This window comes from Herbaspirillum sp. RV1423, from assembly GCF_000577615.1.
Taxonomy (GTDB): Bacteria; Pseudomonadota; Gammaproteobacteria; order Burkholderiales; family Burkholderiaceae_D; genus Herbaspirillum.
Window position 1 is genome coordinate 77060 of sequence record NZ_CBXX010000009.1, and the last position, 12917, is coordinate 89976.

General features: G+C 61.8%; 8 protein-coding genes. 7 read left to right on the forward strand and 1 reads right to left on the reverse strand.

Annotated elements, in window-relative coordinates:
• Positions 1 to 26: 26 nt before the first annotated feature.
• The gene (locus RV1423_RS11445; protein WP_034296643.1) at positions 27 to 2126 is read right to left on the reverse strand and encodes a TonB-dependent siderophore receptor; all 2100 of its coding nucleotides are present in this window, start codon (positions 2124 to 2126) and stop codon (positions 27 to 29) included.
• A 430-nt stretch (positions 2127 to 2556) separates the two neighbouring features.
• Between RV1423_RS11445 and RV1423_RS11450 the strand changes: the two genes are divergently transcribed.
• The 7 genes from RV1423_RS11450 to RV1423_RS11480 all read left to right on the forward strand — a co-directional run bounded on the left by RV1423_RS11450 (position 2557) and on the right by RV1423_RS11480 (position 12861).
• On the forward strand, positions 2557 to 3330 hold the full coding sequence (locus RV1423_RS11450) for an enoyl-CoA hydratase/isomerase family protein (protein WP_034296646.1): 774 nt from the start codon (positions 2557 to 2559) through the stop codon (positions 3328 to 3330).
• 63 nt (positions 3331 to 3393) lie between these two features.
• The gene (locus tag RV1423_RS11455) at positions 3394 to 4452 is read left to right on the forward strand and encodes an ABC transporter substrate-binding protein (RefSeq protein ID WP_034296648.1); all 1059 of its coding nucleotides are present in this window, start codon (positions 3394 to 3396) and stop codon (positions 4450 to 4452) included.
• A gap of 13 nt (positions 4453 to 4465) precedes the next feature.
• Positions 4466 to 5524: an ABC transporter ATP-binding protein gene (locus RV1423_RS11460; RefSeq protein ID WP_034296650.1), complete on the forward strand. Its 1059-nt coding sequence runs from the start codon at positions 4466 to 4468 to the stop codon at positions 5522 to 5524.
• Positions 5525 to 5542: 18 nt separating this feature from the next.
• Positions 5543 to 7279, forward strand: coding sequence for an ABC transporter permease subunit (locus tag RV1423_RS11465; RefSeq protein ID WP_034296653.1), 1737 nt, complete (start codon positions 5543 to 5545; stop codon positions 7277 to 7279).
• An 8-nt stretch (positions 7280 to 7287) separates the two neighbouring features.
• Positions 7288 to 8832, forward strand: a complete 1545-nt coding sequence (locus RV1423_RS11470; protein ID WP_034296656.1) for an AMP-binding protein — start codon at positions 7288 to 7290, stop codon at positions 8830 to 8832.
• 113 nt (positions 8833 to 8945) lie between these two features.
• Positions 8946 to 9812 carry an IclR family transcriptional regulator gene (locus RV1423_RS11475; protein ID WP_034296657.1) on the forward strand — a complete coding sequence of 289 codons (867 nt, stop codon included), beginning with the start codon at positions 8946 to 8948 and terminating at the stop codon, positions 9810 to 9812.
• 460 nt (positions 9813 to 10272) lie between these two features.
• A complete protein-coding gene (locus tag RV1423_RS11480) occupies positions 10273 to 12861 on the forward strand; it encodes a chemotaxis protein CheW (protein ID WP_051516639.1) in 2589 nt (862 codons plus the stop codon).
• Positions 12862 to 12917 lie beyond the last annotated feature (56 nt).

Below are 12917 nucleotides of genomic sequence, written 5' to 3' on the forward strand. Positions count from 1 at the left end.
TACTTCGGATGTCCTGATAACTGGAACTAGAACGAATAGCGGCCTTGCACATAAATTGTGCGCGGTGCGCCGACGATACGGCCTTGATTGCCGTCGCGGGTGCGCGTGTAGTAGCGGCGATCGGTGAGGTTGTTGACGCCTGCAATCACGTCGAAGCCTTTGGCGTCAGGAACCTTCCAGTCCACTTGTGCATTCCAGACGCGGTAGCCCGGAATCTCTCCATCCTTGCCGTCCGTCGTTTCGGCGATGCTGTTGGCTTCGTTGGAGAATTGCCGGCTCTGGTGCGTTGTCGACAGGTTGATGCCCCACGGACCGGTCTGGTAGCGCGCGCCGATGGTGTCGGTCGTGCGTGAGTAGAACGGCACGTCAAGCCCGGCGGTGGCGCCCGATTCCTGCAGCGCGCGCGTGTAGGTGTAGTTGGCGTAGACGTTCAGGCCGCGCAACAGGCCATCCTTGTCGAACGTGTAGTCGACGGCTGTTTCCACGCCGTCATGCTTGGTCTTGCCGATGTTCTGGTACAGGTCGGTGCCGACGTTGATGATCTGATTGTCGAAACGGATATCGAAGTAGGTGAACTCTGCCGACAGCCTGCCGTCCTTCCAGCGCGCGCCGGCTTCGACCGTCTTGGCCAGCTCCGGAGCAAGCGGATTGCCGGCCGACTGCGCGGTAAGCTGGGTGTTCTGCACCACGCCGAACGAGGTGTTGTAGTTGGTGAACAATGTCAGTTCGGGATTGAACAGATAGGCGATGTTGAGCGACGGCAGCGGCTTGTTGTTGGTGACTTCGAATTTGGTGGCCGAGGCCGTGCTCTGGCGCGTGGAGTTGATGTGTTCGAAGCGCACCCCGGGCGTAATGCGCCATGCACCGACCGAAACCTTGTCGTCGACATAGACGGCGTGTGCGTCGGTGGTGTTGTTGAAGCGGCTGGTCGGGCCGACGGCGCCGGTCGCAATCGATTCGCTGAAGCTGTCGTCGTGGCCGCGCTCGCGGATATAGCGGTAACCGACGGTAACGTCGTTGGTGAGTTTGCCGGTAGTGAAACGTTGCGTGAAGCGCGGTTCGATGCCCAGGGTCTGATAATAGCGCGGCTGATGCGTCAGGGTTGTGGTGGATGAACCGATCAGCGCGCTTTCACGCATGCTTTCGTTGTAGTAGGTACGGATTTCAAATTCCTGCGTATCGGAAATCGTATTCAGGTAACCGAGGTCGATCGCCTGGCGATTGCCCTTCCAGTAGTCGCGCGTACGCGTGTTCTGGAACGGATCGGCATTGTATTGCGCCGGCGTCAGTCCGCCCGGGGTGTGCGACATGACGTCGTAGTAAGAGATCTTGCCGTAGATCTCCGCACTGGGGCTGATTTCATAGCGGAATTTCAGCGCGAAGTCGTTGATGCGTTCATTGCTGTTATCGCGCCAGCCGGAACCGTCCGTGCCGGAATACAGCATCGCGAGGCCGAGGCCGTTGTCGAGCTGGGTGCCGGCAAAGGCGCTGTATTGGGTGCTCGAGCCGCCTTCGCCGTAGCTGTTGTAGCGCACGCTGGCGTCGCCCGTGATGCCGGGGGCGGTCGGGATGGCGCGCGTGCGGAAGTTGATGATGCCGCCGACGTTTTGCGGGCCATAGCGCACCGCGCCGCCGCCGCGCACAACGTCGATCGCTTCAATGTTGTTCAGGCTGACCGGCGCAAACGAGATCTGCGGTTGCCCATAGGGCGCAGAAGCCATCGGGATGCCGTCGAGCAGGATCGTGGAGCGCGGCGAATAGCGGCCGGCCAGGCCGCGCACGCCGATATTGAGCGACATCGCGCCGCCGGCGGTGCCGGAGTTATCGGTAACCTGCACGCCCGGGATGCGGCGCATCACATCGCCGATGTTGATCGCACCGGTATGTTCGATCTCCTCTTTTTTGACCACGGTGCGTGCGCCCGGATACGTCTTCACACCGCTTTGCAAGCCGGTGCCGAGCCAGTCGCCGCTGACCTGGATGGTTTCCAGGGTGTTGGCGCTATCGGCGCCGGCATCGGTTTGCTGCGCATGGGCGGAGCCGGACAGTGTCATGAGTGCTGCAGCAATGGCAACGGCGCAGCGGTTGGGTGCGGCAATGGCGCGGGGGAGTCGGAGCGAGGTCATGGTGATTTTTTTGATGAAAAAGCGGGAAATACAGGAAAAGCAATACCAGCCGCGATAGCGGCGTATGCCGAACAGGTGTAAGGATTTTTATGGAAATTGTAATTAATGAGAATAATAACGATTTGTGTTCGTCTCATCAAATAGAACATGCGGATTAGTATGTATTTCCGCCTGTTTGCTGTCGCCAATGTTCATCGGCAGACGTTTTCCGCCTGACGGAAGGCGCTTTTCCCCCGTTTTTCTTACCCTTTGTCCCTGCACCGCGAAAGATCGCGGTCGGCGCATTCGTAGTGCACTGCACTGTAAATCCCTTCCAAGTCGCACCGTTTGCAAGCGAAATATCTAATCTTGCATTGCATATAGACAGGCACATTAATTGCTGTAGCATTTAATGTCGTAATAAAACATTACTTATTGCATAGGAATAGCTATGGAAAAATTCATCAAACTGACGTTCGACGGCAGCGTCGCCATCCTGACCCTCAACAGGCCGGAAAAACTCAATGCCTGGCACACCGAAATGCGTAACGAGATCATCGCCGCGCTCAAGCGCTGCGATCAGGACGGGCAGGTCGGCGCGGTCATCATGACCGGCGCCGGCGACCGGGCTTTTTGCGCGGGGCAGGACCTGGAAGAGGCGCACGGCTTCGATCCGCAGCGCGCCGACGAATGGATGACCGAATGGGAAAACTACTACCGCACGCTGCGTGCAATGAAGAAGCCGCTGATCATGGCGTTGAACGGGACCGCCGCCGGTTCGGCGTTCCAGGTTGCCCTGCTGGGCGATATCCGCGTCGGCCATGCCGGCTCGCGCATGGGCCAGCCTGAAATCAATTCCGGTATCCCGAGCGTCACCGGTCCCTGGATCATGACGCAGATGCTCGGCCTGTCGCGCACCATCGAACTGACGCTGACCGGCCGCATGATGGAAGCGGAAGAGGCGCACCGCCTCGGCCTGATCCATCATCTGGTGCCGGCCGCCGAAGTCATGAGCAAATCGCTGGCCATCGCGCGTGAACTGGCGGCCAAGCCGCCGGTGGCGATGCGTCTCGACAAGCAGCGCTTCTATGAGATCACCGAAGCCGGTTTTGCCGACGCCATCAGCGCCGGCCGCCGCATCCAGGGCGAAGCCTACGCCACCGGCGAACCGGCCCGCATGATGGAAGAATTTTTCAAAAAGCGCGGCCGCGCCATCGCAAGCTGAACGGCGTATCGCGTCAAGCAATCGCAGGTCTGAGGTTCCTCTAACTAATCCAAGGGAGTACGTATGACTGAGCTTCTCAACAGTAATCGCCGCAACGTGCTGAAAATGGCGGGCGGCCTCGCGGTGGCGGGCGTCGCGCCGAGCGTGCTGGCGCAAACCAAACAACTGGTGGTGGCCGACCCGGGCGGTCCGTACACGGCCGCCTATCGCAAGGCTTTCTACGATCCGTTTGAAAAAGCCTCCGGGGTCAAGATCGTCAACGTGGCGCGTGAAGCACAGCCGTTGGCGCAACTGACCGCGATGGTGCAGACCAAGAATTTCGTATGGGACGTGACCACGCTGACACTGCAGCAAGATGTCCCGATCCTTGAAGAAGCCGGCATGCTCGAGCCGCTCGGCATCGCGCCGACCGACTTCAAGAACATGCTGCCGGGTTCGATCACGTCGAGCTTTGTCGGTGTGGACGTGTACGCCACCATCCTGGCCTATCGCACCGACAAGTACGGCAAGAACGCGCCGAAAACCTGGGCCGACTTCTGGAACGTCGAGAAATTCCCCGGCCGCCGTTCCCTGCGCCGCAATGCCATCGACACGCTGGAACAGGCGCTGATGGCCGACGGTGTGCCGATCGACAAACTGTATCCGCTCGACCTCGACCGCGCTTTCAAGAGCCTCGACCGCGTCAAGAAACACGTGGCCGTATGGTGGACCAGCGGCGCGCAAGCGATGCAGTTGATCCAGTCGGGCGAAGTCGACATGATCTCTACCTGGAACGCCCGGGCGCAGACTGCCATCGAAGGCGGCGCGCCGGTGGCGATCAACTGGAACCAGGGCCTGTATTCGGTTGAAGGCTGGGGCGTGCCGAAGGGCAATCCGCGCGCGGCCGTCGCCAGGGAGTTCGCCAAGTTCTGCGCCGACGCCAAGCGCCAGAGCGGTTTCACCGATACGCTGGCCTACGGTCCGACCGCGCTGGAAGCCTACAAGGACATTCCCGCCGCGCGCGCCGCCATCCTGCCGACCGCGCCCGCCAACATCGGCCAGATGCGTCCGCCGAACGGCCCCTGGTGGCACAAGAACCGCAACGCCGTATCGGATCGCTTCAACGCCTGGTTACTCTCCTGATCATCACGACATCATGACCGCCAGACTGCAAACCTGCGCAATCAGCAAGCATTACGACAACGTCATCGCGCTTTCTCCGACCGATCTCGACGTGCGGGACGGCGAGTTCCTGACCTTGCTCGGGCCGTCCGGCTCGGGCAAGACCACGCTGCTGCAAATCCTCGCCGGGCTGGTTGAACCCAGCGGCGGCACCTTGCTCATCAACGGCAAGGACGCCACCCACGCCCCTGCCGGCGAACGCGGCATCGGCATGGTGTTCCAGAGCTACGCGTTGTTCCCGCACCTGTCGGTATGGGAAAACATCGCCTATCCGCTGCGCATGCGCAAGATGGACAAGCCCGCGATGGCCGCCGCCGTCAGGGATGCGCTGGAAATGGTGCAGATGGGAAGCTATGCGAACCGCTTGCCGCGCGAGCTGTCCGGCGGCCAGCAGCAGCGCATCGCGCTGGCGCGCTGCTTCGTCTACAAGCCTTCGGTGATTTTGCTCGACGAACCGCTCGGCGCGCTCGACAAGAAATTGCGCGAGCACATGCAATCCGAGATCCGCAGCCTGCACAAGGATCTCGGCGCGACCTTCATCTACGTCACGCACGACCAGGAAGAAGCGCTGAACCTGTCCGACCGCATCTGCCTGATGAACCAGTCGAAGATCGAGCAGATCGGCACGCCGGAAGATTTGTACGATCGCCCGGCGACGGCGTTCTCGGCGCAGTTCATCGGCTATTCCAATCTGCTGTCGGGCCGCATCGGCGAAACCTCCGGCGGCGCGCAGCTCGGCAACGGCCGCTTTGCGGTGCCGTTGCCGGCGCAGCGGCCGGCCGGCGCGGTCGATGCGGCCGAGATATCGCTGGTGGTGCGCCCGGAAGAAGCGCGCCTGGCCAGCGTCGACGATGCCTACCTGAAGGGCATCGTCACCGACGTCGTCTTCGCGGGTTCGGATTGCCGCGTGCTGGTCGATATCGGCGAAAGCCGGCCTTTCCTGCTGCGTTGCGGCCGGCGCGAGACGCCGTCGGTCGGCGCCGGCGTCGGCGTGAGATGGAATCCGGAACACGCCGCAATTGTGACCTGTTAAGTCCACGGGAAATAGTCCATGTCCAACTCTTCGGCCAAAAAATCGCTGCGCGCCTGGCTGCCGGCCTTGCCGTGCCTGGTGTTCCTGATCTGTTTCTTCTGCGTGCCGGTGGTGGAGATCCTGCAGACCGGCATGTACGATGCCGGCGGCCACGTCACGCTGGACCAGTTCCGCCGCATGACCAGCGATCTGGTGTTTGCCAAGGTGCTCGGCAATACCTTCCTGATTTCGGGGCTGACCGCTTTGCTGTCGGTGCTGCTGGGTTTTCCGGTGGCCTATTTCCTCAGCCAGTTGAGCGACAGGTTCCGTGAAAGATGGATGATCTGGATCATGGTGCCGTTCTGGACCAGCTACCTGGTCAAGACCTTCGCCTGGATCCTGGTGCTGTCGAAGACCGGCATCCTGCTGACGCTGGCGTCCGGCCTGGGACTGGTCGACGATCCGGCGGCGCTGGCGCCGTCGATGACGGGCGTGATGATCGGCATGGTGCACGCCATGCTGCCGCTGGCGGTGATCAATATGCTGCCCATCATGCGCGGCGTCAATGCCCAGCTCCTGCAGGCGGCCGAGACCCTGGGCGCCAATCGCTCGGTAGCTTTCTTTTCGGTGTTCCTGCCGATGGCCGGGCCTGGCATCGCCGCCGCCGGATTGCTGGTGTTCATCACCAGCCTCGGTTTCTTCATCCTGCCGGCGCTGCTGGGCACGCCCAGGGAAACCATGGTCGCGCAGATGGTGATCTCGGCGATCAACGATCTGTTCAACCTGCCATACGCCGCGGCCTTGTCGACCATCCTGCTGATCTTCGCCGTGGCGGTCTTCATGCTTTACGACAAGCTGGTGGGGCTATCCTCGCTGAGCGGCGAGGCCCGCGCCGCGCCGAAGAAGAACCGATCCGCGGCGACGGCCGTGCTGATCCGGGTGGGCCGCCTGTGCGGCAGCGGCTACGGCATGGCCGGGCCGGCATTGGCGAAGGTCAGGGGCTTGCGGCTGTACAGCGTGATGGTCGTGGCCCTGCTGTCGTTGCCGATTCTGGTGGTGTTCCCGATCGCCTTCACCGATTCGCCGTTCCTGTCGTTCCCGCCGCGAGGCTTCAGCCTGCGCTGGTTCGAGGCGTTCATGCTGTCGCCGGTGTGGCAGGCTTCCTTCCTGCGCTCATTTGGGGTGGCCATCGTCACGGCCGTGGCGTCGACCGCGCTCGGCATCGGCGCCGCGCTGGCGCTGACGCGGCTGCCGGCGCGGTGGACCAAGCCGGTGTTCGCTTTCCTGCTGGCGCCGCTGATCGTGCCGCGCATCGTGGTGGCGGTCGGTCTGTTCTATCTTTTTTCCCGGCTGGAGCTGGTCGGCACCGACCTGGGCCTGGTGATCGGCCATACGGTGCTGGCGATTCCCTACGTGGTGGTCACCATGGCGGCGGCGCTCAAGCGCTTCGACTGGCGCATCGACGACGCCGCGAAGATCCTCGGCGCATCGTCCTTCGCGCGGCTGCGCACGATCCAGTTGCCGATGATGATCGGCAGCGTCGCGGCGGCCTTGCAGATGGCCTTCATCATTTCCTTCGACGAACTCACCATCGCGATCTTCGTCAGCGGCGGCATGAAGAACACGCTGCCCAAGCAAATGTGGGACGACATGATCCTGCAAGTCAATCCGACCCTGGCCGCGGTGTCGCTGGTCATGGTCATCGTGATCGCGCTGCTGGTGCTCTTGCCTGCTCTCTATAAAACCGCGCGGCGCCGCGCATCCACTTCTTACTGAACAACGCCATGCATCGCTACACGAATTATTTCCCGTCCAGATCCGGCGACGACAATCTGGACGTCGTCCCTCTGCTCCTGAAAGGCCTACTCGATAACGGCGAGCGCACGCTCATCGAATTCAACGGCAAGAAAACTTCCTTTGCGGATATGGGCGCGCGCGTCGCGGCCATGCAGCAATGGCTGTCAGGCCGCGGCGTCAAGACCGGCGACCGCGTCGCCCTGATGCTGGAAAACGGCCTCGACCATATGGCGCTGATCTATGCGCTGATGCTGTCCGGCGTGGTGTGGGTGCCCGTCAACACGCGCCTGAAAGCGCCTGGCATCAGCTACCTGCTGGGGCATTGCGCGCCGGATCTGTTCATCGCCCAGCGCAGCTTCGCCGAACCGTTGGCCGAACTTGCCGACCTCGGCGGCAAGCTGGTCTGGCTGGACGAGATCGACGTTGCGCAAGACGCGTCGCTGCGACCCGCTGCCGCCGTCATTGCGCCGCGGGATACGCTGTGCCTGATCTACACTTCGGGCACCACCGGCGCGCCCAAAGGCGTGGTTTTCACCCATCGCATGATGCGCATCGCCGGCGAAGGCACGCTGATCGTTTCCGACGTGCGCCCGGGCGAACGCATGTTCGTGTGGGAGCCGCTGTGCCATATCGGCGGCGCGCAAATGCTGCTGGTGCCTTTCCTGCAATCGACTGAGCTGCATATCGTCGAACGATTTTCCGCCAGCAAATTCTGGCGGCAGGTGGCAGCGGCGCGGGCTACCCATCTGCATTATCTCGGCGGCATCCTCGACATCCTCATGCAATTGCCGCCCGAGGCGCAGCCGCAGCGGCACACCCTGCGCGTGGCATGGGGCGCGGGCGTGTCGGCGCGCGCCTGGAACGGCATCCTGGAACGCCTGCAATTGTCGCTGCGCGAATGCTACGGCATGACGGAAGGGTCGAGTTTCACCACGGTCAACGCCAGCGGCAAGGCTGGCTCGATCGGCCGCGCCTTGCCGTGGCTGAAGGTGGAATTGCTCGACCATGCGGGCGCGCCCGTGCCGCTCGGCGAGATCGGCCAGATCGTGGTGTCGAGCGAGGTCGAGGGCTGCTTCCTGCCCGGCTATCTCGACAATCCCAAGGCCAGCGCGGACGCGATCCAGAGCGGCAAGCTGCACACCGGCGACCTGGCGCGCATGGATCAGGACGGCGATCTGTATTTCGTCGGCCGCAAGAGCGACAGCATGCGGGTGCGCGGCGAGAACGTCTCGGCCTGGGAGATCGAGCGCGTCTTCGTCATGCATCCGGCGATCGCCGCCGCCGCCGCCGTCGGCGTTGCCGGCGAGATCGGCGAGCAGGAAATCATGCTCTACGTGCAGTGCAAGGAGGGACAGGAAGCCGCCTTCCCGGCGCTGGCGGAATGGGCGAAGTCTCGGTTGGCGAGTTATCAGGTGCCGCGCTACTACGTGCAGGCGGAGGGATTTGAAACCACGCTGAGCGAACGCATCAAGAAGCATTTGCTGAAGCCCGACCTCGCAGCGGCGTGGGACCGGCTGGCCCGGAGCGTGTGATGCACTGGCCCGGCGACGGCGGAACGACGATAATAGGGAGCTTAATGCAGGGAATGTAATCCCCGGTATTCAATCGCCTACGCTGCAAAAGCAAAAAGCTGACAAGCCATCACATGAAAAAAAATACCGACGCCGCCGACATCAAGGCCCGAGCAAAACCCGCCAAAAAAGCAGCCCCGGAATCCGCATCGGCGCAGGCCGTCGACAATACCGGCGTCAACTCGCCGCTCTACGTCAATTCGGTGGAAAAATGCATGCGCGTGCTGATGGCCTTCGACGGCCAGCAGCGCCAGTTGTCGCTGTCCCAGATCGCGGCGCAGACCGGCTTCGACCTGAGCACGGCGCAGCGCTTCACCTACACGCTCATGACGCTCGGCTACCTGACCAAGGACGAAGAGATCAGGAAGTATGAACTCGCGCCCAAGGTGCTCGATTTCGCCTATCACTACCTGACCTCCAGTGAACTGGTGCGGCGCGCGACGCCCTATCTGCAGCAACTGAGCCAGGAAACCGAGGAAACCACCAACCTCACCATCCTGGACGGCACCGAGGTCGTGTTCGTACAGCGTATCGTCAGCCGCAACGTGCTCAATCCCAACGTCGTGACCGGCACGCGCCTGCCGGCTTATTGCACCGCCTCGGGCCTGGCGCTGATGTCGACGCTGGACGAGGCGGAGGTCGACCGGATACTCGACCAGAGCGATCTGAGAATGTATACCCCGTTCACCATCGCCGATCGCGGCCAGATCAAGAAGCGGCTGGCGCAGTTTCGCGAGCAGGGTTATGCGCATATCCGCGAAGAGTACTTCCTCGGCGACATCTCGACCGCCGCCGTGGTCACCGACTCGCGTCTCGGCCGCGCGGTCGGCGCCGTCAACATGGCGATCACCACGGCGCGCTGGGGCGGCGACGGCGACGAGCGCCGCCATGCCGACCTGGTGATGTCGGCGGCGCGGGCGATTTCCATCCAGGGACGATAATTTGCCGCCATCGCCGCAGCTTTGAGCTACTTCTCCCCCTCTCCAAAAAAGCGACGACTCTTGTCAGCCCGGTAACCATGTTGCAACCGAAGTTGCAACATGGCAATTCCGTATGAATTTATTTACGGAAAGTGAAGCAAACGGCCAGGCCGGCCTGATGCCGTTCAGCTAAGTCCATTTTCCTCAAGCCGTCGCCCCAGCGGACGCTGGGGCCCAGTGTCGCGAAGATGGTCGATACGACACTGGGTCCTGACTTTCGTCAGGACGACAGTCATATACAAGAAGCTTAATGAACGGCATCAGCCAAACCGGCCGGTTTTTTCCGAGATGATGGCGGGCAATATCCGCCTGTCCGGCATGCGCGCGCGTGAGCGGCGTTTCGTCATGGTTTTGTCATATTCGCGTGTTGCCGCATGGCAGACATCTTGCTTCTCGGAATTGACATTTTTTGAGGGTAGGTATGCACCAGACATTACAGACTGCGGAGTTTTTGCGATACATGCCGGCCGTTGCGGTATGCGAACGCTCCTTGCGCGAACTCAATTTCGCATGGCGCCTGATCGAGTCGACGGCCAAAATGGTGTGCCCGGTGGAAGCCAAGACCATCTTGCCGACCATGAAGGTCACGCGCGAAGGCTTCAATCATCTGGAACAGCAACTGATCGCCAATCTGGTGCAGCAAAACATCACCAAGTCGGTGCAGGAGCTCGATTTTAAGGCGCAGGTGATTATCGACATCGTGGTGCGCAACCTGTTCGAACGCACCGCCGATGTTGGTTTCCTGGCAATGGACGACGCCATCCGCGCCTTCATCCTGGATGAAGAACGCGACTCCGCCGAAATCGTCGAGCGGCTGCGCGCCTATCGCGACAAATATACGGTTTACGACGAAATCCTGATTCTCGACACGGAAGGCCGGATTCTCGCCAACCTCGACAACGGCAATGAGGTCACGCGTTCTTTCGATCCGCTCGTGATGCAGACGCTGAAGTCGGACCATTACGTCGAAACCTTTGCGCAGTCGGACCTGCGCGCCGGACCGGAACGCGCGCTGATCTACTCGCACAAGATCGTCAATCCCGCCGACGGCGAAGCGATCGGCGTGTTGTGCCTGTGCTTCCCGATCGCGGTCGAGATGAAGGACGTCTTCGACGGCCTGCACAAGGACGGCGACCGCTCCGTCATGCTCATGCTGGACGAGGAGGGCTGCGTGATTTCCAGCAGCGACCCGGAGCACATCCCGGCCGGCCGCACCGTCCCGCTGGCGCTGGAGGGCGAATACCAGATCGTCATGTATGCCGGACGGGAATATCTCGCCCGCACTTGCGCGGCCCGCGATTATCAGGGCTACGGCGGCCCCGGCTGGTATGGCCATGTCATGATTTCCTGCGAAACCGCATTCCGCCGGGAGACCCTGGACGTCCTCGCCGGGCACGATCCGGCGGTGCTGCGCGGCGTGATGTCGCATGCCAAGTCGTTCTGCCCGCCGCTGCATAACGTCACGGTCATGGCGGAGTCGATCAATCATTCCCTGCGGCGGGTAGTGTGGAACGGCAAGATCATGTCTTCCGGCGAAGACCGCGATCTGCTGCGCCTGAAGTCGATCCTGCACGAGATCAGCCAGACCGGCGACGAAACCAACAGCATCTTCCGGGACTCGATCCAGGACCTGTATGCGACGGTCGTGTCGTCGAGCCTCCAGGACATGCAGTTCATCTCGCGCCTGATGATCGACATCATGGACCGCAATCTCTACGAGCGCGCCAACGATTGCCGCTGGTGGGCGCTGACGCCGGACATCCGCCGCATTCTCGCGGATCGCAAGCGCAGCGCGGAAGATGCGCTGCGCATCACGCAGATCCTCGCATCGATCAACGGCCTCTATACCGCCTATGCAAGGCTGGTGGTGTTCGATGCCAACGGCGCCATCGTCGCCGCATCGGATCCGCATGGCGACGGCCTCGACATGTCGGGACGCTCGATGGATGAAAGCCTGGTGCGCCGGACCTTGCAGTTGTCCGACAGCCAGGCTTATTGCGTATCGCCCTTCGAGCCGACCTGGCTGTACGGCGACCGGGCCACCTATATTTATTGCGCGGCGATTTTCCATCCGGACCATGCCGGACAGGCCGTCGGCGGCATCGGCATCGTATTCGACGCCGCCCCGGAATTCCGCAACATGCTGACGGCATCGCTGCCGGAGCAGGAACATGCCTTCGCCGCATATACCGACCGCGACGGCAACGTCATCGCCAGCACGCATGACGACTATCCGCCGGGCAGCGTGCTGCGTCCCGCCGCCGCCGTCATGGAAGCCGGCAACGGCGTCAGCGCCGCCGCCATCCGCGTGCATCAGCAGCAATACATGATGGTCGGGAACACCACCTCGTTCGGCTATCGCGAATACAAGAATGCGGACAACTACGCCAACGACGTCATCGCCATGATCTTTGTGCCGATCGGCGAACAGAACGACGAAACCGTCAGACAGACCGGATACACGCCGGTCGAGGTGATCGAACACAGCGGCGGCGCGCGCGAGTTCGCGACCGTACTGGTCGACGGCAACATCTTCGCCATGCCGGCGTCGAGCGTGGTCGAAGCGCTGGAAGCCGATCGCATGCTCACGGCCTCGACGCTCAAGCCGCTGATCGCGGGCGTCCTGAATTACCAGGACAACAGCGGCAGCGCATCGGCGTTCGTGCCTGTGATCGACATGCGGCAACTGCTGCACCCCGGCGCGCTCAAGCCCGAAGCGGCGAAGGAAATCGTCGTTGTACGGCACGGCCGCCATACGCTGGGATTGCTGGTCGACGACCTGCATAATGTGCTCGAGTTCGGCAACGCGCAGATCGATCCGCCGCTGCAGATGTTCGGCAAGCGCACCAACTACATCTGCAATATCATCCGCACGGCCAATTCGGGCCAGATGATTCAGGTAGTGGATATCGAAAGCATCATCAACAACGTATTCGGCGGCAGCGTGGAGGATTTCACCTGCGAGGAAGTGCTGGAAGGGAAGGAAGTCGTTATCAGCGCAACGCTGTGAACGCTATGAAGACGCCAGAAAAATAACCAGGCCGATGATTGTCAACGTGCCCATGA

Bases quoted from the DNA above. Each gene is read 5' to 3' on its own strand.
- RV1423_RS11445 (WP_034296643.1), bottom strand. From the start codon at position 2,126: ATGACCTCGCTCCGACTCCCCCGCGCCATTGCCGCACCCAACCGCTGC.
- RV1423_RS11450 (WP_034296646.1), top strand. From the start codon at position 2,557: ATGGAAAAATTCATCAAACTGACGTTCGACGGCAGCGTCGCCATCCTG.
- RV1423_RS11455 (WP_034296648.1), top strand. From the start codon at position 3,394: ATGACTGAGCTTCTCAACAGTAATCGCCGCAACGTGCTGAAAATGGCG.
- RV1423_RS11460 (WP_034296650.1), top strand. From the start codon at position 4,466: ATGACCGCCAGACTGCAAACCTGCGCAATCAGCAAGCATTACGACAAC.
- RV1423_RS11465 (WP_034296653.1), top strand. From the start codon at position 5,543: ATGTCCAACTCTTCGGCCAAAAAATCGCTGCGCGCCTGGCTGCCGGCC.
- RV1423_RS11470 (WP_034296656.1), top strand. From the start codon at position 7,288: ATGCATCGCTACACGAATTATTTCCCGTCCAGATCCGGCGACGACAAT.
- RV1423_RS11475 (WP_034296657.1), top strand. From the start codon at position 8,946: ATGAAAAAAAATACCGACGCCGCCGACATCAAGGCCCGAGCAAAACCC.
- RV1423_RS11480 (WP_051516639.1), top strand. From the start codon at position 10,273: ATGCACCAGACATTACAGACTGCGGAGTTTTTGCGATACATGCCGGCC.